This is a genomic window from Streptomyces sp. NPDC047706, from assembly GCF_043204795.1.
Taxonomy (GTDB): Bacteria; Actinomycetota; Actinomycetes; order Streptomycetales; family Streptomycetaceae; genus Streptomyces.
In genome coordinates this window covers 1-24,728 of the sequence record NZ_JBIDCW010000039.1, presented here as the reverse complement: position 1 = coordinate 24,728, position 24,728 = coordinate 1, and the positions used below count along the sequence as shown (strand labels likewise).

Here is a 24,728-nt window from a genome sequence, read left to right as displayed (position 1 = left end):
GGCTTCGAGATGCTCCTGCGGCTGCGTGTGCGGCGAGTTGGCGTAGAGGGCGTCCTCGTCCACGGGGGCGTTGGAATCGGCCCCGGGAGTGGCCCTGCCCACCGTACGCATGCCTGCCAGGCGGCTGCCCTCGGCGGCCTCCCGCTCGGTCCCCTGCGTCGGCGCCGGCTTCTTGCGCGGCGTGAACCAGCCGCCCCCGCCGTCCGAAGTGCCGTTGTCGGCCGACGTGGTGGCCGGAGCGTCCATGGTGTGCCTCGCCTCGAACATCTTTCGGTCGGTCCACGCACTTCCTCGTCGGAAGATGCCTGCTTCCTCCGCAGCCGGTTGCTCTTCCCGTTCGGCGTCGCTGCCAACGCAGCCACAGTCAACCCTTGTTCCCGATGCGTACGGACAAGTAGGAAGAGAGTGTGACATTAACCGCAGTGTTCTCGCCGAAGCGTCCCACTTCCTCTGGACGTCCGGTCGCTCAGCCGAGAATGCGGGTCTTCGATCTCTCCGTCCCGTTAGGCTGCATTGCCTTACTCTCGGCCCCGACGGGAAGGATGCTCCGCCTTCCGTGCGGGAACCGGAGTCGACCCTACCGGCCCCCGCCCCGCACACAAGTCCCCCCTTGCACGCCCACGATTTTGACTATGGGGCGATCCAGCGATTCCCCCCAATTACCGGGCGTGCCGCACCAATTCGTAGGCATCCCACAGATCCTTCCCGGCGTACGAGTGGGTCGCGAGGCCGGTCAGATGCCGGTCGGCATTGACGGCCACGGAGACCGGAACTACCCCGAAGAGTTCCAGGTCCGACGACGAGTCCCCGTACGCGACGCAGTCCGCTCGTGTCACTCCGAATTCCCGGCACAGGCGGTCGGCGATGAGCACCTTGGCCGTGGCGCTCAGCACCCCGGCGGGGTCCAGAGGCTGGGTGAACGGAACGGCGGGGAACAGCGAACCGTGCGCCGCATGCGCGCCCCAGCCTCTGAGCCGTTCGACGAAGAACGAGGGGGACAGCGACACCACCGCGCAATAGTCGCCCTGGCGCCTGATCTCCGCCCAGACTTCGCGGATTCGCCTCAGCCAGGGCGCTGCTTCGAAAGCCGCAACCACGTGCGTCTCGGTGAGGCCGGCCCACAACGCGTGTACTCGGTGCGCGTACTCCGGCGGTCCGATCAACCCCGCGGCAATCTCCCGTTCCAGCGCGATTGTTTCGGGCTCCACCCCGAGTTGCCGGGAGATCTCCAGGGGAGCGGAGGTGCCGTGGAGCAGCGTGCCGTCGAGATCGAAGAGATGGAGTCTCGCCATGACAAGGGAGACTAGTGCGACATGCGTCGGGCGCTTCACTGGCACGCTCGCTCGACGGAACTGTTGGATGCTCGTCGTTCGCCGATGTTTCACGTGAAACACCACGCGTTTGTCCCCGCGTCCAGCCGCACTTGGCCCAGTTGGCCAAAAGGACGTACGTCTCTGCCGAAACAGGTGGACGTCAAGGGCACCCGTCAGACAGCCTGACCTGCGTGCCTACTCCTTCCCTCGCTGCTCTGCCGATCCGCCGCCTGACCCGTCGCGACCTCAAGGCCTGCGCCGACTTGTCCGAGGACCGGGGGTGGCCGCGCGAGGAACACAAGTGGGGCTTCCTCCTCACCGCGGGGAAGGGATACGGCATCGACGATGCCAAGGGAGGGCTCGTGGCCGCCTGTGCGGTCACCGAGTACGGGCCACCGGAACGCCCCGAACTCGGAGCCGTCGGCATGGTTCTGGTCGCCGAGCGGTATGGACGGCAAGGAGTCGGGCGTCGGTTGATGCGGCACGTGGTGTCGATGATGGGCACCACACCGCTGACCCTGCATGCGACGCCGAACGGTCGGCCGCTCTACGAAGAACTCGGCTTCAAGGTCACGGGCCGCGCAGAGATGCTGCGCGGCTTCTTCATGCCTGGCGGCCCCGAGCCAAGGGTGAGCACCCGCCCCGCGACCGGCGAGGACCTTTCCACGATCCTCCGTATCGACTCCGAGGTGTTCGGCGCCGACCGCACGCACATCATCACGCGTCTGCCCGCCTTCGCCGACCACGTGCGTGTCGCCGAGGAGGACGGCCGGATCATCGGCTACGCGGCCGTCTGGCCCAACATGGAGACCCATGTCGTCGGCCCGTTGATCGCACGGGACACGGAGGCCGCGCAAGCGCTGATCGCCTCGCTCGCCGCCCAGACGCAACGCCCTTTGCGCACCGACATCGACGTCCGCCACGAGGAGCTTCTGATGTGGGCGAAGGAGCGCGGCCTGGCATCGGTCGCCTTCAACGCGGTGATGACGTACGGGGTGTCAGAGCTCCCCGGTGACTGGAGCCGGCGCTTTGCCCCGCTGACGGTGGCTGCGGGCTGAGGACCGAACGGAGGACGCCGGTCCCCCCGGGGACCGGCGTCCTGCTTGGCGCGGGACGGCTCTCAGGCAAGCCTCTCCACGGCGGCCGTGGCGAAGCCGTGGTCCTGCTCCGGGGCTCCGCCGCCCACTCCGATCGCACCGATCAGGCGGCCGTCGCGGTGAATCGGCAGGCCGCCCGCGATGAACAGCAGCGGCCGGTCGAGCGCGGTCTGCAGGGAGTGGAACGGCCCGTCGGGCTTCACCAGGTCGACGAGGTCGGCGGTCGCTGCGTTCAACTGGAGGGCGGTGTACGCCTTGCGGGTGCTCGTCTCGCCCGAGATCAGCACGGCCTGGTCGTCGCGCCGGAACGCCAGCAGATGTCCGCCGGCGTCCACGACGGTGACGCTGACGGTCACTCCGGCTGCCTCGGCGGCGCCACGGGCAGCGGTGACGAGAACCTCGGCCTCCTGAATGGTCAGGGGCGCGACGGTGGTGGTGCTCATGTCGGTTTCTCCTTGGACGTGGTGCTGGTGAGGGTTCCTGCCGGGCGGCGGGGAAGCGGCCCTGGCACCGCGCGGGCCCGGCTCCCGGTCGGTGGCGAGCGGACGGTTCGAGCGTTTCGACGGGCCTTACTGCCCGTCCGGCAGGTCAGGGTCAGTGCTGGACGGCGGCGCGCTTCTCGGCAGGGACACCGGCCGCGACGACGGCACTGGGAGTGCTGTCCCGACGCTCCAGAGCGGCCGAGAGGGCGGCGAGGAGCAGAGCCACGGCCGCGAGGATGGCGCCGACCCAGTTCGGGGCCGTGTAGCCGAGGCCGGCCGCGATGACGACGCCGCCCAGCCAGGCGGAGAGCGCGTTGCCCAGGTTGAAGGCACCGATGTTCACCGCGGAGGCGAGAGTCGGGGCGCCGTGCGCCTGGTCGAGGACGCGCTTCTGCAGCGGCGGTACGGTCGCGAAGCCCAGGGCGCCGATCAGCACGATGCTCACGGCCGAGAGGATCTTGTCGTGCGCAGTGAGTGTGAAGAGCGCGAGTACGACCGCGAGGGCGCCCAGGGAGATGTAGAGCATCGGCATCAGGGCCCGGTCGGCGAACTTGCCGCCGACGAGGTTGCCGCCGACCATGCCAAGGCCGAAGAGGACCAGCAGCCAGGTGACGGTCGGGAGATCTTGGTACCGAGCACGGTCATCAGCGGTGCTCCGAACATCACGCCGAGTGCGTAGCCGGTCACCAGGAAGCCGGCTGTCGGGATGGAGACCCCGAAGTCGGTCGCGACCTCGGGCAGCAAGCCCATGATCACGAACTCGGTCGTGCCGATTCCGAAGGCCCCGATCGCGAGGGCCAGAAGCGCGAGAGGCATGGGGGGATAACCTTCCCAGAGATTGCAGGAGCGCTTTACGTGCCTTCACAATAGTTGCGGACGCGGCTTACATGCAACCGAATGCTATTGCATGGGTGCTCTATCCTGGATTCAGCCGCTCCGGGACGGAGGAACCAATGACAGCGACGGACCCCGCGCCCACCGCCCTCGCTCAGGGCTGGTGCGCCCTCTCTCTGCTGCACGGGAGGATCGAGGCGCACATCGAGCGCGCCCTGCAGGCCCGGCACGGCCTGAGCGTGCGCGAGTACTCCCTGCTCGACGTGCTCAGCCGGCAGCACGACGGTGACGGTGGGCATCTGCAGATGAAGCAGGTCGCGGACGCGGTCGTACTCAGCCAGAGCGCCACCACGCGACTGGTCACCCGCCTTGAGGACCGCGGTCTGCTGGCGCGGTATCTGTGCCCCACCGACCGCCGCGGCATCTACACCAACGTCACCGAGGCGGGCCAGAAGCTGCTTGACGAGGCCCGGCCGACCAATGACGCCGCCCTGCGCGAGGCACTCGACGAGGCGGCGAAGAGCCCTGAGCTGGCTCCGCTGGTCCGGGTCGTGGAGTCGGTGAACGTGACCGCATAGGGTGCGAGGATGGGAGATCTTGGAATACGCGCCGCGGTCCCGGAGGACCTCCCCGTGATCGTCGGCATGCTCGCCGACGATCCGCTCGGCGCGCAGCGTGAGTCACCGGATGATCTGACCCCCTACCGGGCCGCGCTGGAACGGCTCGCCGCCGACCCGAATCAGCGCCTCGTCGTCGCCGTGCGGGGGGATCGTGTCGTGGGCACGCTTCAACTCACGATCATTCCCGGCCTCTCCCGGCGCGGAGCCACCAGGTCAATTATCGAGAGCGTCCGTATCCACAGCGACGAACGCGCTGGCGGACTCGGCACCCAGCTCATCGAGTGGGCTGTCGAGGAATCCCGCCGTCGGCGCTGCCAGTTGGTCCAGCTGACCTCCGACACCTCCCGCGTGGATGCCCATCGCTTCTACGAACGGCTCGGCTTCACGGCCTCCCACGTGGGTTTCAAGCTCCACCTCTGAGGCTCGGGAGCACGACGGACAGTGCGCATCGGCACTGGCCATCGGAGGTGCGCCACACGCTCAAGGGCCACGTTTCACATGAAACATGGCCCTTGCTGCACTCCTGAGCGTGGGCCCCTAACCGATCCCCCGCCATCCGTCCGGGTCCACTCCACCCGGCACGTCAGCCGTCTCCTCGTACGGCTGGCGTGTGAACACGAACGACCCGAGGTCCAGGTGGCTCACCGACCCGTTCGCCCGCCGTACGGGCCGCAGCAGCTCTCCCGCGTAGTACCCCTCCAGGCCCGTCCAGGTACCGTCCCCGTTGGCCCGGAATCGCGCGCCGCGCCCCTTCCCGGAGAGCGGCTCAAGCGACACTCCACCGCTTCCCGTCAGGCGCAGCCCGAAGGCGTAGGTCCCCCAGTACCACTGGCCCGCCAACTCCAGCACGGACCGGTCAGCTTCGGGGAGCGGGCGCCACGGTTCGGGGATCCGCGGCTCGGCCTCGGCGACGGTGCGGACGAGGTCGGCCCCCACCATCGAAGGAAGCGGACCGGAGGTGCAATTGGCAAGCACCACCGCGGCGACGTCGTCCGCGACGCTGAGGGTGAGGTTCGCGAGGAAACCGGGCAGCGAGCCGGAGTGGCCCACCAGCAGCCGACCGTACCGGTGCTGAATCTGCAACCCGAGTCCGTACGCCGCCCCGTCGGCCAGGTCCGTGGCTTCGGCCGGTGCCGCGGGTACCCGCATCTCCCGTACGGTCTGCGCACTCAGCACCCGTTCATCGCCCTCCGCGAGGAACACGGCGAATCGGGCCAGGTCTCCCGTGGTCGACCAGAGCTGACCGGCGGGCGCCATCCGGCCCAGGTCCTCAGCAGGCTCCGGCAGCACCACATCGGCCCAGGGGTGAACCGCCCAGCCAACGGCGTGCGGGGCAGACGGCTGCCCACTCGTCCGGTCGAGCCCCAGCGGTTCAAGCACCTCATGTCGCAGCACCTCCTCCCAGGGAGCACCACGGAGCTTCTCCACGAGCGCGCCCAGGAGCGTGTAGCCGGGGTTCGAGTAATGGAAACGCCGTCCGGCCGGATGGAGGAAGGGCCGGTCACCGAGCACGTCGGCCAGTTCCGGGCGCAGCGATCCCGGGCTGCGCTCCCACCACGGCGCGGGGGACTCGGCGGCCAGCCCACTGGTGTGCGCCAGCAGTTCGGCGATGGTGGCCTCGCCGGCACCCGAGCCTGGCAGATGCTTCTCCAGCCGGTCACCGAGGTCAAGGAGGCCCTCGTCACGCAACCGCAGCACGAGAACCGCGGTGAACGTCTTGGTGATGGACCCGATCCGGTACTGCACGTTCCCGTCCGGCAGCTCGCCGTCCACCGACGACCGCGCCCCTTGCCAGACGGTCCGCCCGCCCCGTACGACCGCCGCGACCATGGACGGGGCGCGCCCCTCGGACTGGGCCACCGCGAGGCGGTGCAGCAACGCCCGGCGGGTGCCGGGGAGCAGTTCTTCCTGAGCTGTAGTCATGCCCCCAGTCCATCCGGCCGGACGGCGGACGTCGAGCACATTCTGGGACTTGATCGCATCGCTTCAGTAGAGGCAGAGCTCGTTGCCTCGATGTCCTGCCTCACAAGGCACGACTCGTTGTGGTCATCGGCAGTCAGGTGGCGCACTGGTACGTGTCGAGTGCCGGATGCGCGGGGATCAGGTCTGGGCCATGTCCACGAACCGCGAGTAGTGGCCCTGGAAGGCGACTGTGATCGTGGCGGTCGGACCGTTTCGGTGCTTGGCGACGATCAGGTCTGCCTCGCCCGCACGGGGCGACTCCTTCTCGTAGGCGTCTTCGCGGTGCAGCAGGATGACCATGTCGGCGTCCTGCTCGATGGAGCCGGATTCACGCAGGTCTGAGACCATCGGCTTCTTGTCGGTGCGTTGCTCGGGACCACGGTTCAGCTGTGAGAGCGCGATGACCGGGACTTCCAGCTCCTTGGCCAGGAGTTTGAGGTTCCGGGACATGTCAGAGACCTCCTGCTGACGGCTTTCGGCGCGCTTGGAACCGCCGGACTGCATCAGCTGGAGGTAGTCGATGACGACCAGCCGGAGGTCGTTGCGCTGCTTGAGGCGGCGGCACTTGGCACGGATCTCCATCATCGACAGGTTCGGGGAGTCGTCGATGTAGAGGGGGGCTGCGGAGACGTCCGGCATCCGGCGCGCCAGCCGCGTCCAGTCCTCGTCGGTCATCGTGCCGGAACGCATGTGGTGCAGCGCGACACGGGCCTCGGCGGAGAGCAGGCGCATCGCGATCTCGTTGCGCCCCATTTCGAGCGAGAAGATGACGCTCGGCAGGTTGTTCTTGATAGACGCCGCCCGGGCGAAGTCCAGCGCCAGCGTCGACTTGCCCATCGCGGGACGCGCGGCGATGACGATCATCTGGCCCGGATGAAGACCGTTGGTCAGAGAGTCGAAGTCGGTGAATCCAGTGGGTACACCGGTCATCTCACCGGTGCGTGACCCGATCGCCTCGATCTCGTCGAGTGCGCCCTCCATGATGTCGCCGAGCGGCAGATAGTCCTCACTGGTGCGCTGCTCGGTGACGGCGTAGATCTCGGCCTGCGCCCGGTTGACGATCTCGTCGACGTCGTCGTCGCCCGCGTATCCCATCTGCGTGATACGGGTGCCGGCCTCCACGAGGCGGCGCAGTACGGCCCGCTCGTGGACGATCTCCGCGTAGTACTCGGCATTCGCCGCGGTCGGCACGGTCTGGACGAGCGTGTGCAGATACGACGCGCCGCCGACCTTGTTGATCTCGCCGCGCTTCGTGAGCTCGGCGGCGATGGTGATGGGGTCGGCCGGCTCGCCCTTCGCGTAGACGTCGAGGATCGCCTGGTAGATCGTCTCGTGGGCCGGCTTGTAGAAGTCGTGTCCCTTGAGGATCTCCACGACGTCGGCGATGGCGTCCTTGGACAGCAACATGCCGCCCAGAACGGACTGTTCGGCATGGAGATCCTGCGGTGGAACCCGCTCGAAGGAGGCACCTCCGCCGTCCCAGCTGTCGTTCTCCCGGCCTCGCTCATGCTGTTCTTCTCGGCCCCGGCCGCTGTCCGCACGGCGGCGGGAGGGCAGACGATCGCTGGGACCGCTGTCGGCCCACGGGTCGTCCAAGGGCTCGGAAATGCTCACCGAGCCACCTCCTCCCGTCCGCCGAGCGGACCTCGCCATGCCCCTCATTTCTACGGCACGGCACTGACAACTAAGAGGCCCGGCTCCGGTTCTGACGCGTCGGTTTTGTGACGGTTTCACGGGCCGGCGGAGGGAGCGGGCGCCGGACCACGTTAGGCCCCCGGGCACCGTCAGCCAATCTGGTTATCCACAGGCCATGTGGACGACGGGCCTGATGCTGTGGAGAACTCCGTGAAACCTGTGCACGACACAGTGGACAGGGCTGTGAACAAGCCCGCATCACTTCACCAGAATGCGCTCTGACCTGCTAGTTTCCCATCCACTGGCTGTGCAGAAGAAAAACTTTCCCAGTCGGCCCAAGATCGCTTCGAACAGTGCGCGACACTACACTCTGCAACGAGACGAGTAAGGGTCGCCATTGCTTTGCGTCTCTTACCTGTGGAAGATTAGATTGGTGCTCATGACACAGGCTCCCGCGACCTCCAGGGTTGGCCGGCGACATCACGATCGGGAGATCGTCTCGCTGGCCGTCCCAGCCTTCGGCGCACTGGTCGCCGAGCCCCTTTTCGTCCTGGCCGACAGCGCGATCGTCGGCCACCTCGGCACCGCCCAACTCGCCGGACTCGGCATCGCCTCGGCGCTTCTCACGACCGCAGTGAGCATCTTCGTCTTCCTCGCCTACGCCACCACGGCGGCCGTGGCCCGGAGGGTCGGCGCCGGGGACCTCCCGGCAGCGATCCGCCAGGGCATGGACGGCATATGGCTGGCGCTCCTGCTCGGTGCCGGCGTCATCGCCGTCGTCCTGCCCACGGCACCGCTTCTCGTGGAACTCTTCGGCGCCTCGGACACCGCGGCCCCCTACGCGACGACCTATCTGCGGATCTCTTCCCTCGGCATTCCCGCCATGCTCGTCGTCCTCGCAGCGACCGGAGTGCTGCGTGGCCTGCAGGACACGAAGACACCGCTCTACGTCGCCGTCGGAGGCTTCGTCGCCAACGGCGTCCTCAACGTGGCCCTCGTCTACGGTGCCGGCCTGGGTATCGCCGGCTCAGCCTGGGGAACCGTGATCGCCCAGTGCGCCATGGCCGCGGTCTACCTCGTCGTTGTCATCCGTGGGGCCCGTAGACACGGCGCCTCACTGCTTCCGGACGCCGCCGGGCTCTGGGCCTCCGCGCAGGCCGGTGTGCCTCTCCTCGTCCGCACACTCTCGTTGCGGGCAATCCTGATGATCGCGACGGCTGTGGCCGCCCGTCTTGGTGACGCCGACATAGCGGCACACCAGATCATTCTCTCCTTGTGGAGCCTGCTGGCCTTCGCGCTCGACGCCATCGCCATCGCCGGGCAGGCCATCATCGGACGCTATCTAGGTGCCGACGATCCCCAGGGAGCGCGTGATGTCTGCCGGCGCATGGTGCAGTGGGGCATCACGGTCGGCCTTGCACTCGGCGCCCTCGTCATCGTGTCCCGACCGGCCTTCCTCCCCCTGTTCACCAGTGACTCCGCCGTGAAGGACGCCGCTCTCCCCGCCCTCCTGGTGGTCGCACTCTCCCAGCCGATCTGCGGAGTGGTTTTCGTCCTGGACGGCGTCCTGATGGGAGCCGGCGACGGCCCCTATCTCGCCTGGGCGATGCTTCTCACTTTGGTGATCTACACCCCCGTGGCGCTTCTCGTGCTCGCCGTCGGTGGCGGGCTCACCGCGCTGTGGGTGGCCATGACGCTGATGATGACCGTCCGCATGCTCACCCTGTGGCTGCGCACCCGCTCGGGTCGCTGGCTCGTCACGGGGGCGACCCGTTGAGCAGGCGCCCGGCGGGTTGGAGGGAGGCGGACCCGTGCCCACCTCGCTGTTTCACGTGAAACATCGGCAAGCAGACGCTGTTTCACGTGAAACGCCACCCCGGACGACCGACGGAGCTTCGACATGGGAGTGGGGCCGCACCCCTGAGGGACGCTGTTGGTCTATTCGGCCCCGCTGCGTGACGTCGGTCCCCATGACCCGGTTGTGGTCATGGGGACCGACGTTGTTGTGTGGGGGTGGGTGTCGATGTCGATGCAGCCGAAGGGGCCGGGGGAGATTCCGGCGGAGACGGCCCGGGTGGCCCGGGCCGCGTTTTTGAAGGGGAGCCTGGCGATCCGGGTCCGGGACGAACTGGGGCCGATCTTCCGCGACGATGACTTCGCGGATCTGTTTGCCTCACGAGGCCGGCCCGCCTGATCACCGGCCGGGCTGGCGCTGGTGTCGGTGCTCCAGTTCGTGGAAGGGCTGACCGACCGCCAGGCCGCGGAGGCGGTGTGAGCGCGGATCGACTTCAAGTACGCGCTCGGGCTCCAGCTCGACGATCCCGGCTTCGACTTCTCGGTGCTGTCGGAGTTTCGGAACCGGTTGGCCGGTGCCGATGGCGGGCGCCGAGTCATGGACGGTGTGCTGGCCGCGGCCCGGGAGAAGGGGCTGCTCAAGAGCACGGGCCGGGCTCGCACCGACTCCTCGCACGTGCTGTCGTCGGCGCGTGAGCTGTGCTGGCTGGAGCAGGTGGCCGAGACGCTGCGGGCGGCGTTGAACGCGCTCGCGCAGGCCGCTCCGGAATGGCTGTCCGAGATCGCGGAGCCGGACTGGTTCCTCCGCTACGCCACCAGGGCCGAAGACTCCCGGTTCCCCAAGGCCCGCGCGAAGCGGGACGAGGTGGGCCTGCGGATCGGCCGGGACGGGATACGCCTGCTGGAAGCGGTCTTCGCTGCTGATACCCCCGCAGCACTGCGTGCACTGGACGAGGTGGAAATCCTGCGCCTGGTCTGGGTCCAGCTTCCACCGGGTGGACGGCGAGGTGACGCGCAGGGGCGCCCAAAAGACCGGCCGCCGGGCGCAACGCGCCTGGTCAACCCCTATGACCCGGAAGCCCGTGTCGGCGTCAAACGGGACACCATGTGGGACGGATACAAAGTCCACCTCACCGAGACCTGCGGCGAGACGGACGTTCCGAACCTGGTCACCACCGTGGCCACCACCGTGGCAACCGTCGCGGACAACGCGATGAACGAGGAGATCCACGCCTCCCTCGCCGCCCGCGACTGCCTGCCCGCCGAGCACTGGGTGGATGCCGGCTACCCCACTGCCGCCCACGTCCTGGCCGCCCGCACCCAACACGGCGTCGACCTGCACGGGCCACTGGTCGCAAACACCTCGGCCCAGGCCAAGGGCGCTTTCGGGCTGGACGCGTTCACCGTCGACTGGGAACACCAGCAGGTGACCTGTCCCGGCGGGGTCACCGCAACGGACTGGTATCCCCGCAACGATTCCAAGGGCCTGCCGGTCATCCGCGTCAGGTTCCCCGCCAGCAGCTGCGGCCCCTGCCCCCACCTGCGGGACTGCGTCGGCTCAGCCACCGGCCGCCGCCGGGAACTCATGCTGAGGCAACAGCAGGCCCAGCACGACGCCATCCGGCACATCCGCGCTGAACAGCAGACCGATGCCTGGAAGAAGCGCTACAAGATCCGAGCCGGTGTCGAGGGCACCATTTCCCAGGCCGTCGGGCGCTGCGGCTTGCGCAGATCCCGCTACCGGGGCCTGACAAAGACCAGCCTCCAGCACCAGCTCACCGGCGCCGTGATCAACCTCGCCCGCATCGACGCGCACCTCACCGGCACGCCCCGAGCCCGCACCCGCACCAGCCACTTCGCAGCACTGTGCCCCGCCGAGCTGACGCTCGACGGGGCACACGCAGGGGCCGAATAAACCAACGGCGTCCCCTGAGGGTACGGCCCCACTTTCTGCTTCAGCAAGCGCAACGCTTACGCAGCGATGACCTCGATGCTGACCTTGGCGGCAACCTCGGGGTGCAGACGGACGGACGTCTCGTGGGCGCCCAGCGTCTTGATCGGCGTACCGAGTTCGATGCGCCGCTTGTCGACCTCGGGGCCACCGGCAGCCTTGATCGCCGAGGCGACATCGGCCGGGGTGACGGAACCGAAGAGACGGCCGGCGTCGCCGGAGCGAACGGCCAGACGGACCTTGACGCCCTCAAGCTGGGCCTTCACCTGGTTGGCCTGCTCGATGGTCTGGATCTCGTGGATCTTGCGAGCACGACGGATCTGCTCGACGTCCTTCTCGCCACCCTTGGTCCAGCGGATAGCGAACTTCCGCGGGATCAGGTAGTTGCGAGCGTAGCCGTCCTTGACGTCGACGACGTCGCCCGCGGCACCGAGGCCGGAGACCTCGTGGGTGAGGATGATCTTCATGAGTAGGTCACCCTTCCCTTATCGCGCGGTGGACGTGTAGGGCAGCAGCGCCATCTCACGGCTGTTCTTCACGGCCGTGGCGACGTCACGCTGGTGCTGCGTGCAGTTGCCGGTCACGCGGCGGGCACGGATCTTGCCGCGGTCGGAAATGAACTTCCGCAGCATGTTCGTGTCCTTGTAGTCCACGTACGTGACCTTGTCCTTGCAGAAAGCGCAGACCTTCTTCTTCGGCTTGCGCACAGGCGGCTTCGCCATGGTGATTCTCCTGTGTGATCAAGAAGTGTGGGTGCGGCCCACCCTCGGCCGTGAGGCCTAGAAGGGGGGCTCGTCCGAGTAGCCGCCACCGCTGCCGCCGGAGCCACCGCCCCAGCCGCCGCCACCGCCGCCGCCCTGATTGCCACCGGCGGGAGCGCCGGTCGCCCACGGGTCGTCGGCGGGCGCGCCGCCACCCTGCTGGCCGCCACCGGGGCCACCGCCCCAGCCGCCGCCACCCTGCTGGCCGCCACCGCCGCCGCCGTAACCGCCCTGGCCACCTCGGCCGGTGGTCTTGGTGACCTTGGCCGTGGCGTTGCGCAGGCTGGGGCCGACTTCATCGACGTCCAGCTCGAAGACCGTGCGCTTGACTCCCTCACGGTCCTCGTAGGACCGCTGCTTCAGCCGGCCCTGCACGACGACACGCATGCCTCGCTGGAGCGACTCGGCGACGTTCTCCGCCGCCTGGCGCCAGACCGAGCAGGTCAGGAACAGGCTCTCGCCGTCCTTCCACTCATTGGTCTGACGGTCGAAGGTACGGGGCGTGGACGCGACACGGAACTTCGCGACCGCCGCACCGGAGGGGGTGAAGCGCAGCTCGGGGTCGTCGACAAGATTGCCGATGACCGTGATGACGGTCTCGCCTGCCATGGGGGAACCTCTCGGCGGGTTTGCTGCTGGCTGCTGGTGGTGCTACTCGAATCCCGGGATCAGCTGAGCGGAAGCTCAGTGGGTCTCGGGACGGAGGACCTTGGTCCGGAGGACCGACTCGTTCAGGTTCATCTGGCGGTCGAGCTCCTTGACGACCGCAGGCTCGGCCTGCAGGTCGATGACCGAGTAGATGCCCTCGGGCTTCTTCTTGATCTCGTACGAGAGACGACGACGGCCCCAGGTGTCGACCTTCTCGACCTTTCCGCCGCCGTCACGGACGACAGAAAGGAAGTTCTCGATCAGCGGGGAGACAGAGCGCTCCTCGAGATCGGGGTCGAGGATGACCATCACCTCGTAGTGACGCATGTGGAACCCACCTCCTTTGGACTCAGCGGCCACGGTCGATCCGTGGCAGGAGGGTTGTGATGCGTACGCAACGGTATCGGCCACCACTGACATTCGGAGGCCCTTGTGAGGGCTTCCTGACATGGCCTGGGCAGACACCGGTGCAGACGGTACAGACTACCCGCACACCGGCTTCCGGTTGAAATCCGTCCGGGGTGGCCGTCAATCTGTACACGTCGGGTGTGTATGGCGCTACGATGCGCCGTTTTCCGCAGGAGGTGCCCCATGGCACAGGCATTGCGACCCAACACCGCCGGATCCCTTCTCGCCACCGACGGGCGGCGTCATCCCGTCCAGGACGCGCTGCTCGCGGTGACCCTGCTGCTCGGCGTCGTCTCCTTCATCACTGCGATGTTCCACAGCCTTCATCTGATCAGCTCCTGGACCGGCCTGGTGGGAATCCTCACCGGGGCGTACGGCCAGTGGATCTCGGAGACGACCCGAGAACGCTTCGGACTGGTGCTGGGGCTCGGTGCCTCGGCCGTCGGCTTCTTCCTGGGCATGGCCCACGGTGGGCTCTTCGGCGGACTCTTCTGACCCGCCTGGGCACACTCTTGCGACACCGCGCCGAGCGCCTTGGGGCCCGGCGCGGCACGCCACGGCCGCGACAGGCCGGGACGAAGGACCCGTGCGCCCAGTGAGGGCGCTCGTGGGGCGCAGTAGGCTTCGGCGCGAGAGCCGGAGCCCCTGAACCCATGGGGACACACCAGCCCGAGGAGCGCCCCGAATGAGTCTGACCCTGAGGACCATCAGTCGAGAGCAGCATCTGGCCTATGTCCAGAGCCTGCCGTCGGCGAGCCACATGCAGGTCCCGGCATGGGCGGACGTCAAGGCGGAATGGCGCTCTGAGAACCTCGGCTGGTTCGACGAGCGGACCGGCGAACTGGTCGGCGCGGGACTCGTTCTCTACCGCCAGCTGCCCAAGATCAAGCGCTACCTCGCCTACCTGCCCGAGGGGCCGGTCATCAACTGGTTCGCGCCGAATCTGGACGACTGGATCCAGCCGATGCTGGCCCACCTCAAGCAGCAGGGCGCGTTCTCCGTGAAGATGGGCCCGCCGGTGATCATCCGGCGCTGGGAGGCCGCGTCCATCAAGAAGGGCATCCAGGACCCGGACGTCAAGCGCCTGCGGGACATCGAGGCCGACTTCATCGAGCCGCGCGCCTTCGAGGTCGCCGACAAGCTCCGTCGTATGGGCTGGCAGCAGGGTGAGGACGGGGGCGCCGGATTCGGCGACGTACAGCCCCGCTATGTGTTCCAGGTGCCGCTGGCGAACCGGTCGCTCGAAGAGGTCCACAAGGACTTCAACCAGCTGTGGCGCCGCAACATCAAGAAGGCCGAGAAGGCCGGCGTCGAGGTCGTCCAGGGTGGTTACCAGGACCTGGAGGAGTGGCAGCGGCTGTACGAGATCACGGCTGTGCGCGACCACTTCCGGCCCCGCCCGCTGGCGTACTTCCAGCGCATGTGGACGGCCCTCAACAGCGAGGACCCCAACCGCATGCGGCTGTACTTCGCCCGCCACAACGGCGTGAACCTGTCCGCGGCCACGATGCTGATCGTCGGTGGGCACGTCTGGTACTCCTACGGCGCCTCGGACAACATCGGCCGTGAGGTCCGGCCCTCGAACGCGATGCAGTGGCGGATGCTGCGTGACGCCTACGCGCTCGGCGCCACCGTCTACGACCTGCGCGGCATCTCCGACTCGCTGGACGAGTCGGACCACCTCTTCGGTCTGATCCAGTTCAAGGTCGGCACGGGCGGGCAGGCGGCCGAGTACCTCGGCGAGTGGGACTTCCCGCTCAACAAGCTGCTCCACAAGGCCCTGGACATCTACATGTCCCGCCGCTGAGCAGGGCCGGCCCCGGCCGTTGCTTCGACAGCTCCGATCGCTTCCACACCTCTGATACACCGCAGCCACCAGAAAGGTTCCAGGTCCGGCCATGGCGCTCACGCTCTACGTCGACACCGCGCGCTGGCGGGCGCACCACAAGCACGTGCAGGAGCAGTTCCCGGGCCTCGTCCCGGTCTGCAAGGGCAACGGCTACGGCTTCGGGCACGAGCGCCTGGCGGAAGAGGCCACCCGGCTGGGCTCGGACGTCCTCGCCGTGGGCACCACGTACGAGGCCGCGCGCATCAAGGACTGGTTCGGCGGTGACCTGCTCGTGCTGACGCCGTACCGGCGGGGCGAGGAGCCCGTGCCGCTGCCCGACCGCGTCATCCGCTCTGTCTCGTCGATCGACGGCGTCTACGGCCTCGTCGGCGCCCGCGTGGTGATCGAGGTCATGTCCTCGATGAAGCGGCACGGCATCAGCGAGCAGGACCTGCCGCAGCTGCACTCCGCCATCGAGAACGTCCGGCTGGAGGGCTTCGCCATCCACCTGCCGCTGGACCGCACCGACGGCTCCGACGCCGTCGAGGAGGTCATCGGCTGGATGGACCGGCTGCGTGCCGCCCGGCTTCCGCTGCACACGATGTTCGTCAGCCACCTCAAGGCCGAGGAACTCGCCCGTCTGCGGCAGCAGTTCCCGCAGACCCGCTTCCGCGCCCGGATCGGCACCCGGCTGTGGCTGGGGGACCACGACGCCACCGAGTACCGCGGCGCGGTCCTGGACGTCACCCGTGTCTCCAAGGGCGACCGTTTCGGCTACCGGCAGCAGAAGGCGGCGTCGGACGGCTTCCTGGTGGTCGTGGCGGGCGGTACGTCGCACGGAGTGGGCCTGGAGGCCCCCAAGGCGCTGCATGGCGTCATGCCGCGCGCCAAGGGTGTCGCCCGTGCCGGCCTCGCCACGGTGAACCGGAACCTCTCGCCGTTCGTCTGGGGCGGCAAGCAGCGCTGGTTCGCCGAGCCCCCGCACATGCAGGTGTCCATCCTGTTCGTCCCTTCGGACGCCTCGGAGCCGAAGGTCGGTGACGAGCTGGTGGCCCATCTGCGCCACACCACCACGCAGTTCGACCGCATCGTCGACCGCTGACGGCACCGGCCTTCCGCTGACAGTCCGAAAGGCCGTGCACGGCGTCCCCGTGTACGGCCTTTCCCTTGGTCTGCCCTGCACCTACGGCATCCTGAAAACCTGTTCGCTCACAGCGAACCCTCGCTCGTCTTCCCGTTGCCCCACTCCACCTGTGGCCCTTCGAAGTGGGCCGCGTGCCGGGGTGGATGGGCAGCGGTTCCGAGAACGAACACGTCCTCCGCCCCGTCGAGCACACCTCCGGAGGGGTCGTCCTCGCCGTTGCGGCGCACCAGGTCCCGGTCCGGCATGAGGATGTCCCGCACGACCAGGACACACAGATACAGGGTCCCCAGCAGGTGCACGCCGATCGCCCAGTGGTAGCCGTCCGTCGGCAGTCCCTTGTGGGCGTCCCCGCTGGTCGTGTACGCGAGGTACATCCAGATCCCCAGGAAGTACGCCACCTCGCACGCCTGCCAGATCAGGAAGTCCCGCCATTTCGGCCGGGCCAGGACAGCCAGCGGGACCAGCCACAGGACGTACTGCGGTGAGTAGACCTTGTTCGTGAGGATGAACGCCGCGACGATCAGGAAAGCCAGCTGGGCGAAGCGCGGCCGGCGCGGCGCGGTGAAGGCGAGTGCCGCGACACCGACGCAGCACAGCAGCATCAGAAGCGTGGCGAGCGTGTTGACCGTCTCGGTGCTCAGCGGGTCACTGGAGTTCTGGACCAGGATCAGCCAGAAGGATCCGAAGTCGACGCCTCGCTCCTGGCTGAACGTGTAGAACTTCGACCAGCCGTCGAACGCGAAGAGCATCACCGGAAGGTTCACGACCAGCCAGGCGACGGCCGCACCCGCCAGCCCCTTGCCGAGATCCCGCCACTTGCCCGCACGCCAGCAGAGGACGAACAGCGGCCCCAGCAGAAAGAGCGGATAGAGCTTGGCGGCCGTGGCGAGCCCCAGGAGCACTCCGAAGGCGACGGAGCGTCCCCGGGACCACATGAGCATCGCCGCGGCCGTCAGAGCGACCGCCAGCAGGTCCCAGTTGATGGTGGCGGTCAAGGCGAAGGCAGGCGCCAGGGCGACCAGCAGACCGTCCCAGGGGCGCCGGGTGTGCGTCCGGGTCACGCAGACGGCGATGACCGCCACGCAGACCATCAGCATCCCGGCGTTGACCATCCAGTACCACTGCTGCTGGTCCTGGATGCCGCCGCTGCCGGGCGTGATCCAGGAGGCGACCTCCATGAACACTCCGGTGAGCACCGGGTACTCGAGGTACTCCATGTCGCCGGGCAGCCTGTCGAAGTACGGCACCAGTCCTTCGGCGAAACCGCGGCCGCTGTACAGGTGTGGAATGTCCGAGTAGCACGCGTGCGTGTACTGCGAACTGGCACCGAAGAACCAGGCACCGTTGTAACAGGGCGCCTTCTGGACCAGCCCGAGGGCGAACATGCCGATCGCGACGAGCACGATCACGCGCACCGGGGTCCACCAGGACGCTCCGAGCAGGGCACGCCTTCCGAGGGGACCGCCGATCAGCTCACTGCCACTCGCGGCGACCTCGTCGGCCGTAGTGGGCCGCACCACGGCCGGCTCGCTCCCGCTCGCTTGCGTCGTCTCTGCACTGGGCATGGGGCACATCCTGCCGTACGTGTCTGGGAATACGACGAGGGCCGCCACACCTGAGCGGTGCGGCGGCCCTCGTTTCACGTGAAACAACCATCTTGTTTCACGTGAAACACCCGTCGTGGGCGATATCGCGGCTAATCATCCGGGCCTCCGAAGAGGCCACCTCCGTTGCCGTTGCCGCCGTTGCCGTTGCCGCCGTTGCCGTTTTCCTCGCCTGTCTCCGTCGGCCCGGGCGATGCGGTGACGCCGCCATCGGTGCCGCCGACGTCCGTGCCTCCGTTCTCCGAGCCACCGATGTCCTCGCAGTCCCAGTCGAAGGGCTGACAGGTGTCGCTCGGCGAGGGCGAGGGGATGGTGTCGGACTCCGTGGGCGTCGGTGTCGGCGAAGGACTCTCCTCCTCTGTCTCCGTGACCGTCGGCGTCGGCGACGGCAACGGCTCCTCGTTGATCACCTCACCGATGGGCTCGGGAACCGGGAACTTCTCCGGCTTCTGACCCTTCAGGGCCTGCTCCATGTAGTCGTGCCAGATCTCCGACGGGAACGAGGCACCGTGGATCGACTTCTGGTTGCCCGTTCCGTACATCTCAAGGAATGTGCGGTTCTTGATGTTTTCGTCGTCGGGGTACCGGAACATGCTGATCGCGGTCGACAGCTGCGGCGTGTACCCGACGAACCAGGCGGACTTGTTGCCGTCGGTGGTACCGGTCTTGCCTGCCACCTCCCGGCCCGTCAGTGCCGCGTTGGTGCCGGTGCCGTCCTCGACCACGGTCTTCAGGACGTCGGTGACGTTGTCGGCCACGATGGCGTTGAAGGCCTGCTGGGCCTTCGTCTCGTGCTCGTAGAGCGTGCCGTCCTTGTCCGTGACCTTCTGGACGGAGTACGGGTCATGCCTCTTGCCGCTGGCCGCGAAGGTGGCGTACGAACTCGCCATGCGGATCGCGCTGGGGTCGGAGATGCCCAGGGAGAACGACGGGTAGTCGATGCCCGCCAGGCTGGTCTCCAGGACGCCCGCGTCGACGGCCGCCTCCTTCACCTTGTCCAGGCCGACGTCCATGCCTAGCTGCACATAGGCCGAGTTCACCGAGAACTGCATCGCCTCGCGGAGGTCGATCTTGTAATCCGGCGCGTCGCCATAGGTCTTGTCACCGTCGTTGACCTGCAGCCACTCCTTGCCCTTGTCGTCGTGCCAGACCGTCTTGTCGTAGTTCTCGATCTTGAGCTTGTTCTTGCCGCTGTACAGGCTCTTGGGTGAGACGACGGTGCGCTCGTCCTGGGCCTGCGTAGGGCCCAGGTCGGGATCGCGGACGCCCCACTTCATCGCGGCCGCGAGCACGAACGGCTTGAACGTCGAGCCGACCTGGGCACCCGTCTCGTTGGCGTTGTTGGTGAAGTGCTTGGTCGCGTCCTCACCGCCGTAGATGGCCACGATGGCGCCGGTCTTCGGATCCACGGAAGCGCCACCGAACTGGACGTGTGTGTCCGTGTCAGGGCGCTTCTTCGGATCGATGTTGGCTTTCTGGACCTTCTTCACCGACTTCTCGAGCTGGTCGATCTTCTTCTTGTCGAAGGTCGTGTAGACCGAGAGACCGCCCTCCCGGAGCTTGCGCTCGGTGACGCCGGTCTTCTCACTGTTGTTGACCAGATAGCCGTTGGCCAGGTCGACGAGGTAACCGATCTGCCCGCTCAGCGCCCTGTTGGCCCGAGGGTTCTCGACCTTCGGGAGCGTGGTGTGCTTCGCCCGTTCCGCGGCGTCCAGATGCCCGTACTCGACCATCTTGTCCAGCGTGTCCTGCATCTGCCGCAGGGCCCGCCTCTTGTTGGCTTCCTCGGTGGCGGCGGGGTCGATGGACGTCGCGCCGGCCGGATCGAAGTACGTGGCGCCCTTCAGCATGGCTGCCAGGAACGCGCACTCGCCGGCGTTCAGGTCGACGGCGTCCTTGTTGAAGTACGCGCGGGCGGCGGCCTGGATACCGAAGGCGCTGCGACCGTAGTACGCGGTGTTGAGGTAGCCCGCCATGATGTCGTTCTTGCGGACGGAGGCGCCCACCTTGATGGAGACGAAGAGCTCCTTGAACTTACGGGTGACCGTCTGCGACTGGTCGTCCAGCATGGCGTTCTTGACGTACTGCTGGGTGATGGTGGAACCACCCTGCGTCTCGCCGCCCCGAGCCATGTTGAACACCGCACGGGCGATGCCCTTGGGGTCGATGCCGCTGTCCGTCTCGAAGGTCTTGTTCTCCTGCGAGATGACCGCATATCGCATGTTCTTGGGGATCTGCGACAGATTGATGATCTGCCGGTTCGTCTCCCCGCCCGTGGACACCATCTCGGAGCCGTCGGCCCAGTAGTAGACGTTGTTCTGGGCCTTCGCCGTATCGGCGACGTTCGGGACAGCCACCATGGCGTACCCGATGCCCGCCACGGCCACCATGCTGCCGAGGAAGCCCAGGCACATGCCGGAGACGAGCTTCCACGACGGCACCCAGCGACGCCAGCCGTACCGGTCGGCGCGCGGATAGTCGATGATCCGCTTCTTGCCGGAAGCCACTGCACGCCCCCGGCCCGGTCCAGCCGCACCCGCGCGCCGACTGCCCCGGCCGGGCTCGGCTGCTTTGCGGCGGCTGCCACCACTTCTCTGTGCCGCGCGGCGTGCTTCGGCGCGGCCGCCGTACGGCCGCTCCTCGGCTCCCGGCCCAGAGGTACCCGACCCGTACGCGTCGGAAGGAGACCCGGTGGCGCCTCGCGGAGCCGCACGGCGGCCGGGGGACGAACCGGACTGGCCGCGTCGGGCCGCGGCACGTCCGCCTCCCTGCGGCTGCGGCGGTTTGCGACGGTGCTCGCTCATCGAACGACTACTCCTAGGGCAGGCGCACCCTGGCGCGCCTGGAAACGGCGGCTGGTTTCCGGTCCCCCCGAAGTACGGATGTGGTCGGTTCCGCATTCACCCGTACTGCACCGGGGACAAGGACGCCCCCAGAGGCAACTTGGTTCCCGGTGGTGTGCATGCCGCACAGACTACGCAGCACCAAAACGCACCTAGTCCAGAAGTTCACCCCAAAACAGGCAAGTTGCTTCCCACGAATCAGTGATGTGACGCCGTTCACGATTCCCCCTCTTGTCGCAATCGGGGGACCGTTCTATCGTCGTGATGTATCGAGTCGATACATCAGCTCGACATAAGGACCGTGACGGCACGACCGCAGCAGAGAGGAGGCGACCATGAGCCGGCGCTCCGGGATCCTCGAGTTCGCCGTACTCGGCCTGCTCCGCGAATCTCCGATGCACGGCTACGAGCTGCGCAAAAGACTCAACACGTCACTGGGCGTGTTCCGGGCGTTCAGCTACGGGACGCTTTACCCCTGCCTCAAGACGCTGGTCACCAACGGCTGGTTGATCGAGGAGCCGGGGAACACCTCCGAGGACGCCCTTGCCGCTCCCCTCGCCGGACGCCGCGCCAAGATCGTCTACCGGTTGACGGCGGAAGGTAAGGAGCACTTCGAGCAGCTGCTCGCGCAGACGGGCCCGGACGCGTACGAGGACGAGACCTTCGCCGCCCGCTTCGCCTTCTTCGGCCAGACCTCCCGTGACGTGCGCATGCGCGTGCTGGAGGGACGCCGCAGCCGGCTGGAGGAGCGCCTGGAGAAGATGCGCACCTCCCTGGCCCGCACCCGGGAGCGCCTCGACGACTACACCCTTGAGCTCCAGCGCCACGGGATGGAGTCCGTGGAGCGCGAAGTGCGCTGGCTGAACGAGCTCATCGAGAGCGAGCGGGCCGGGCGGGACCTTCGCGGTTCCGCCACCGGGGGGTCCGCTCAGCAGGACACCACATCTGGAGCGTCGGGCGACCTGCCCCGGCCCGGGGACACCTCCCGGCCGGATTCGCCCGGCGACACCGCCATGTGAGGTCCCCGTCAGGGCCTCACCGAGTACACACAGGGAGCAACCGGAATGGGTTCGGTTCGCGTAGCCGTCGTCGGCGTGGGCAACTGCGCCGCGTCGCTGGTGCAGGGAGTCGAGTACTACAAGGACGCCGACCCGGCGTCCAAGGTCCCCGGCCTGATGCACGTCCAGTTCGGCGACTACCACGTCCGTGACGTGGAGTTCGTCGCCGCGTTCGATGTCGACGCGAAGAAGGTCGGCCTCGACCTCGCGGATGCCATCGGCGCCTCCGAGAACAACACCATCAAGATCTGCGACGTGCCCAGCACGGGCGTGACGGTCCAGCGCGGCCACACCCTGGACGGTCTCGGCAAGTACTACCGCCAGACCATCGAGGAGTCCGCCGAGGAGCCGGTCGACGTCGTCCAGGTCCTCAAGGACAAGCAGGTCGACGTCCTGGTCTGCTACCTGCCCGTCGGCTCCGAGGCCGCGGCGAAGTTCTACGCCCAGTGCGCCATCGACGCCAAGGTCGCCTTCGTCAACGCCCTCCCGGTCTTCATCGCCGGCACCAAGGAGTGGGCGGACAAGTTCACCGAGGCCGGTGTGCCGATCGTCGGTGACGACATCAAGTCCCAGGTCGGTGCCACCATCACGCACCGTGTCATGGCGAAGCTGTTCGAGGACCGGGGCGTCATCCTGGACCGCACGATGCAGCTGAACGTCGGCGGCAACATGGACTTCAAGAACATGCTCGAGCGCGAGCGCCTGGAGTCGAAGAAGATCTCCAAGACGCAGGCCGTCACCTCGCAGATCCCCGACCGGGAGCTCGGCGAGAAGAACGTCCACATCGGCCCGTCCGACTACGTCGCCTGGCTCGACGACCGCAAGTGGGCCTACGTCCGCCTCGAGGGCCGTGCCTTCGGTGACGTCCCGCTGAACCTGGAGTACAAGCTCGAGGTCTGGGACTCGCCGAACTCGGCCGGTGTCATCATCGACGCCCTGCGCGCCGCGAAGATCGCCAAGGACCGCGGCATCGGCGGCCCGATCCTCTCCGCGTCGAGCTACTTCATGAAGTCCCCGCCGGTGCAGTACTTCGACGACGTGGCCCGCGAGAACGTCGAGAAGTTCATCAAGGGCGAGGTCGAGCGCTAACAGCTCACCTCATTCCGGGCAGAGGGTCCCCGAGGCAGTGTGCCCGGGGGCCCTCCCCGTATGTGAGGCTGTGCCCATGGCCGTCGTACGCGATCTACGCGTCCTGCTCCGCTTCCGGGACTTCCGGCGCCTGCTCGCGGTGCGGCTGCTCTCCCAAGGTGCCGACGGCGTGTACCAGGTCGGGCTCGCCACCTACGTCGTGTTCTCCCCGGAGCGGCAGACGTCTCCCGCCGCGATCGCCTCGGCCATGGCGGTCCTGCTCCTTCCGTACTCCCTGGTGGGCCCCTTCGCCGGCATCCTGCTGGACCGCTGGCGCCGCCGCCAGGTCTTTCTGTACGGCAACCTGCTGCGGGCCCTGCTGGCCGCGGCGACGGCCGTCCTGATGCTCAGCCAGGTCCCGGACTGGCTGTTCTACGTCTCCGCCCTGTGCGTCACCGCCGTCAACCGCTTCGTCCTCGCGGGCCTGTCCGCGGCGCTGCCCCGTGTGGTCGACGCGGACCGCCTGGTGATGGCCAACTCCCTCTCCCCGACGGCGGGGACACTGGCCGCGACCGTCGGCGGCGGCCTCGCCTTCGTCGTCCGACTGCTGATCGCGGACTCGGACGCCGCCGTGGTGCTCCTGGGCGCCGCGTTGTACCTCTGTTCGGCGCTGGCGTCGCTGCGTATGGGACGAGAACTGCTGGGCCCCGACCAAGTGCCGCTGCAGCCGGGGCTGAGAGCCGCGTTCTCCGGTACGGTGCGCGATCTCGCGGCAGGCCTACGTCATCTCGCCGCGCCCGCACGGCGGGAAGCCGCGTGGGCGCTCGCGTCGATGACGCTGATGCGGTTCTGCTACGGCGCCCTGACGGTCATGCTGCTGATGCTCTGCCGATACGCGTTCAGCACGAACACCGACGAGGGTCTCGTTCTGCTGGGTCTGGCGGTGGGGGTCTCGGGGGCCGGCTTCTTCGCGGCGGCGCTACTGACCCCGTGGTCCGCGGGACGCTTCGGCCCCGGGCGCTGGATCGCCGTCTGCGCCGCTTCCGCCGCCGTCCTGGAACCCGCCCTAGGGCTCCCCTTCGCCATGGAGCCCACGCTGGTCGCTGCCTTCGTCCTGGGCCTGACGACGCAGGGCGCGAAGATCTCCACGGACACCCTCGTACAGTCCTCCGTGGACGACGGCTACCGGGGCCGGGTCTTCTCGTTCTACGACGTCCTGTTCAACGCCGCCTTCGTCGCCGCCGCCGGTGTGGCCGCCCTGATGCTGCCCCCGGACGGACGCTCGGTTCCCCTGGTGCTCACGGTCGCTGCGATCTACGCCGCGGTCGCGACGGCCATGGCCCGCTGTGAACACCGGTAGGTGTCACATCCGAGACACAGAGTCACTCACTCCTGGGTTCGGCGCTGTCAGTGGGGGCTGCAGCTCACGTGGGCCTTACGCGCGGCAGCCGCGCAGAACGTGGTCCTCGTCATCGCGGCACGGCCGGCTCTGCCTCGGGGCCCTCTGATTCGACCCGAGCGAAAGAGGGGCGATGTTTCACGTGAAACATCGCCCCTCTTCGCGTCCTGACGCCGCGTGGCGGGGCGGGGGGTTAAGTGTAAAAAACCCCCCCCCCCCCCCCGGCGCGCGCTTTGCCCCCCCCCCCCCAGCACGCCCCCCCCCCCCCCGCCATCGGCC

Annotated in this window: 20 protein-coding genes and 2 pseudogenes; 11 read left to right on the top strand and 11 right to left on the bottom strand. The window is 67.8% G+C overall.

What is annotated here, in order from left to right:
- Positions 1-659: 659 nt before the first annotated feature.
- A complete protein-coding gene (locus ACGF8A_RS32570) occupies positions 660-1,292 on the bottom strand; it encodes an HAD family hydrolase (RefSeq protein WP_393114031.1) in 633 nt (210 codons plus the stop codon).
- Between the two features lie 212 nt (positions 1,293-1,504).
- Between ACGF8A_RS32570 and ACGF8A_RS32565 the strand changes: the two genes are divergently transcribed.
- The gene (locus ACGF8A_RS32565) at positions 1,505-2,371 is read left to right on the top strand and encodes a GNAT family N-acetyltransferase (protein WP_393114028.1); all 867 of its coding nucleotides are present in this window, start codon (positions 1,505-1,507) and stop codon (positions 2,369-2,371) included.
- Between the two features lie 62 nt (positions 2,372-2,433).
- On the opposite strand, the gene ACGF8A_RS32560 is transcribed toward ACGF8A_RS32565, so the two are convergent.
- A complete protein-coding gene (locus tag ACGF8A_RS32560; RefSeq protein ID WP_393114026.1) occupies positions 2,434-2,853 on the bottom strand; it encodes a heme-binding protein in 420 nt (139 codons plus the stop codon).
- Between the two features lie 151 nt (positions 2,854-3,004).
- Positions 3,005-3,708 (bottom strand): annotated as a pseudogene (locus tag ACGF8A_RS32555) (MFS transporter).
- A 137-nt stretch (positions 3,709-3,845) separates the two neighbouring features.
- Between ACGF8A_RS32555 and ACGF8A_RS32550 the strand changes: the two are divergent.
- Positions 3,846-4,304 carry a MarR family winged helix-turn-helix transcriptional regulator gene (locus tag ACGF8A_RS32550; RefSeq protein ID WP_393114021.1) on the top strand — a complete coding sequence of 153 codons (459 nt, stop codon included), beginning with the start codon at positions 3,846-3,848 and terminating at the stop codon, positions 4,302-4,304.
- 9 nt (positions 4,305-4,313) lie between these two features.
- A complete protein-coding gene (locus tag ACGF8A_RS32545) occupies positions 4,314-4,766 on the top strand; it encodes a GNAT family N-acetyltransferase (protein ID WP_393114019.1) in 453 nt (150 codons plus the stop codon).
- A gap of 117 nt (positions 4,767-4,883) precedes the next feature.
- Here ACGF8A_RS32545 and ACGF8A_RS32540 read toward each other — a convergent pair whose 3' ends face one another.
- Positions 4,884-6,269 carry a serine hydrolase domain-containing protein gene (locus tag ACGF8A_RS32540; protein WP_393114017.1) on the bottom strand — a complete coding sequence of 462 codons (1,386 nt, stop codon included), beginning with the start codon at positions 6,267-6,269 and terminating at the stop codon, positions 4,884-4,886.
- A gap of 177 nt (positions 6,270-6,446) precedes the next feature.
- Positions 6,447-7,922: a replicative DNA helicase gene (gene dnaB, locus ACGF8A_RS32535; protein ID WP_393114015.1), complete on the bottom strand. Its 1,476-nt coding sequence runs from the start codon at positions 7,920-7,922 to the stop codon at positions 6,447-6,449.
- A gap of 460 nt (positions 7,923-8,382) precedes the next feature.
- Here dnaB and ACGF8A_RS32530 point away from each other — a divergent pair, with 460 nt between their 5' ends.
- Together ACGF8A_RS32530 and ACGF8A_RS32525 are read left to right on the top strand one after the other, a co-directional pair.
- Positions 8,383-9,720, top strand: a complete 1,338-nt coding sequence (locus ACGF8A_RS32530; protein ID WP_393114013.1) for an MATE family efflux transporter — start codon at positions 8,383-8,385, stop codon at positions 9,718-9,720.
- Positions 9,721-9,966: 246 nt separating this feature from the next.
- A pseudogene (locus ACGF8A_RS32525) lies at positions 9,967-11,652 on the top strand (IS1182 family transposase).
- Positions 11,653-11,708: 56 nt separating this feature from the next.
- Here ACGF8A_RS32525 and rplI read toward each other — a convergent pair.
- The 4 genes from rplI to rpsF all read right to left on the bottom strand — a co-directional run bounded on the left by rplI (position 11,709) and on the right by rpsF (position 13,424).
- Positions 11,709-12,155, bottom strand: a complete 447-nt coding sequence (gene rplI, locus ACGF8A_RS32520; RefSeq protein WP_393114011.1) for a 50S ribosomal protein L9 — start codon at positions 12,153-12,155, stop codon at positions 11,709-11,711.
- 18 nt (positions 12,156-12,173) lie between these two features.
- Positions 12,174-12,410, bottom strand: a complete 237-nt coding sequence (gene rpsR / locus ACGF8A_RS32515) for a 30S ribosomal protein S18 (protein ID WP_003949403.1) — start codon at positions 12,408-12,410, stop codon at positions 12,174-12,176.
- 57 nt (positions 12,411-12,467) lie between these two features.
- Positions 12,468-13,058, bottom strand: coding sequence for a single-stranded DNA-binding protein (locus ACGF8A_RS32510; RefSeq protein WP_393114009.1), 591 nt, complete (start codon positions 13,056-13,058; stop codon positions 12,468-12,470).
- 75 nt (positions 13,059-13,133) lie between these two features.
- The gene (gene rpsF / locus ACGF8A_RS32505) at positions 13,134-13,424 is read right to left on the bottom strand and encodes a 30S ribosomal protein S6 (RefSeq protein ID WP_019324683.1); all 291 of its coding nucleotides are present in this window, start codon (positions 13,422-13,424) and stop codon (positions 13,134-13,136) included.
- Between the two features lie 264 nt (positions 13,425-13,688).
- Between rpsF and ACGF8A_RS32500 the strand changes: the two genes are divergently transcribed.
- From ACGF8A_RS32500 to ACGF8A_RS32490, 3 genes are all read left to right on the top strand, one after another.
- Positions 13,689-14,000, top strand: coding sequence for a hypothetical protein (locus ACGF8A_RS32500; RefSeq protein ID WP_393114007.1), 312 nt, complete (start codon positions 13,689-13,691; stop codon positions 13,998-14,000).
- A 190-nt stretch (positions 14,001-14,190) separates the two neighbouring features.
- Positions 14,191-15,312, top strand: a complete 1,122-nt coding sequence (gene femX, locus ACGF8A_RS32495) for a peptidoglycan bridge formation glycyltransferase FemX (protein ID WP_393114005.1) — start codon at positions 14,191-14,193, stop codon at positions 15,310-15,312.
- Positions 15,313-15,403: 91 nt separating this feature from the next.
- Positions 15,404-16,435 (top strand): alanine racemase, encoded by a 1,032-nt coding sequence (locus ACGF8A_RS32490; RefSeq protein ID WP_393114003.1) that lies wholly within the window; start codon positions 15,404-15,406, stop codon positions 16,433-16,435.
- A gap of 107 nt (positions 16,436-16,542) precedes the next feature.
- Here ACGF8A_RS32490 and ACGF8A_RS32485 read toward each other — a convergent pair whose 3' ends face one another.
- Both ACGF8A_RS32485 and ACGF8A_RS32480 read right to left on the bottom strand, forming a co-directional pair.
- Complete coding sequence (locus ACGF8A_RS32485) at positions 16,543-18,042, bottom strand: glycosyltransferase family 87 protein (protein WP_393114001.1); 1,500 nt, start codon at positions 18,040-18,042, stop codon at positions 16,543-16,545.
- Between the two features lie 131 nt (positions 18,043-18,173).
- Complete coding sequence (locus ACGF8A_RS32480; RefSeq protein WP_393113998.1) at positions 18,174-20,885, bottom strand: transglycosylase domain-containing protein; 2,712 nt, start codon at positions 20,883-20,885, stop codon at positions 18,174-18,176.
- A gap of 374 nt (positions 20,886-21,259) precedes the next feature.
- Here ACGF8A_RS32480 and ACGF8A_RS32475 point away from each other — a divergent pair, with 374 nt between their 5' ends.
- The 3 genes from ACGF8A_RS32475 (at position 21,260) to ACGF8A_RS32465 (ending at position 24,410) form a co-directional block, all read left to right on the top strand.
- Positions 21,260-21,943: a PadR family transcriptional regulator gene (locus ACGF8A_RS32475; RefSeq protein ID WP_393113995.1), complete on the top strand. Its 684-nt coding sequence runs from the start codon at positions 21,260-21,262 to the stop codon at positions 21,941-21,943.
- 45 nt (positions 21,944-21,988) lie between these two features.
- Complete coding sequence (locus tag ACGF8A_RS32470) at positions 21,989-23,071, top strand: inositol-3-phosphate synthase (protein ID WP_393113993.1); 1,083 nt, start codon at positions 21,989-21,991, stop codon at positions 23,069-23,071.
- 76 nt (positions 23,072-23,147) lie between these two features.
- Complete coding sequence (locus tag ACGF8A_RS32465) at positions 23,148-24,410, top strand: MFS transporter (protein WP_393113991.1); 1,263 nt, start codon at positions 23,148-23,150, stop codon at positions 24,408-24,410.
- Positions 24,411-24,728: the final 318 nt, after the last annotated feature.

Excerpts from the sequence above, each read along its gene's own strand:
- ACGF8A_RS32570 (WP_393114031.1), bottom strand. The coding sequence starts at position 1,292 with ATGGCGAGACTCCATCTCTTCGATCTCGACGGCACGCTGCTCCACGGC.
- ACGF8A_RS32560 (WP_393114026.1), bottom strand. The coding sequence starts at position 2,853 with ATGAGCACCACCACCGTCGCGCCCCTGACCATTCAGGAGGCCGAGGTT.
- ACGF8A_RS32550 (WP_393114021.1), top strand. The coding sequence starts at position 3,846 with ATGACAGCGACGGACCCCGCGCCCACCGCCCTCGCTCAGGGCTGGTGC.
- ACGF8A_RS32545 (WP_393114019.1), top strand. The coding sequence starts at position 4,314 with ATGGGAGATCTTGGAATACGCGCCGCGGTCCCGGAGGACCTCCCCGTG.
- ACGF8A_RS32540 (WP_393114017.1), bottom strand. The coding sequence starts at position 6,269 with ATGACTACAGCTCAGGAAGAACTGCTCCCCGGCACCCGCCGGGCGTTG.
- ACGF8A_RS32530 (WP_393114013.1), top strand. The coding sequence starts at position 8,383 with ATGACACAGGCTCCCGCGACCTCCAGGGTTGGCCGGCGACATCACGAT.
- rplI (WP_393114011.1), bottom strand. The coding sequence starts at position 12,155 with ATGAAGATCATCCTCACCCACGAGGTCTCCGGCCTCGGTGCCGCGGGC.
- rpsR (WP_003949403.1), bottom strand. The coding sequence starts at position 12,410 with ATGGCGAAGCCGCCTGTGCGCAAGCCGAAGAAGAAGGTCTGCGCTTTC.
- ACGF8A_RS32510 (WP_393114009.1), bottom strand. The coding sequence starts at position 13,058 with ATGGCAGGCGAGACCGTCATCACGGTCATCGGCAATCTTGTCGACGAC.
- rpsF (WP_019324683.1), bottom strand. The coding sequence starts at position 13,424 with ATGCGTCACTACGAGGTGATGGTCATCCTCGACCCCGATCTCGAGGAG.
- ACGF8A_RS32500 (WP_393114007.1), top strand. The coding sequence starts at position 13,689 with ATGGCACAGGCATTGCGACCCAACACCGCCGGATCCCTTCTCGCCACC.
- femX (WP_393114005.1), top strand. The coding sequence starts at position 14,191 with ATGAGTCTGACCCTGAGGACCATCAGTCGAGAGCAGCATCTGGCCTAT.
- ACGF8A_RS32490 (WP_393114003.1), top strand. The coding sequence starts at position 15,404 with ATGGCGCTCACGCTCTACGTCGACACCGCGCGCTGGCGGGCGCACCAC.
- ACGF8A_RS32485 (WP_393114001.1), bottom strand. The coding sequence starts at position 18,042 with ATGCCCAGTGCAGAGACGACGCAAGCGAGCGGGAGCGAGCCGGCCGTG.
- ACGF8A_RS32480 (WP_393113998.1), bottom strand. The coding sequence starts at position 20,885 with ATGAGCGAGCACCGTCGCAAACCGCCGCAGCCGCAGGGAGGCGGACGT.
- ACGF8A_RS32475 (WP_393113995.1), top strand. The coding sequence starts at position 21,260 with ATGAGCCGGCGCTCCGGGATCCTCGAGTTCGCCGTACTCGGCCTGCTC.
- ACGF8A_RS32470 (WP_393113993.1), top strand. The coding sequence starts at position 21,989 with ATGGGTTCGGTTCGCGTAGCCGTCGTCGGCGTGGGCAACTGCGCCGCG.
- ACGF8A_RS32465 (WP_393113991.1), top strand. The coding sequence starts at position 23,148 with ATGGCCGTCGTACGCGATCTACGCGTCCTGCTCCGCTTCCGGGACTTC.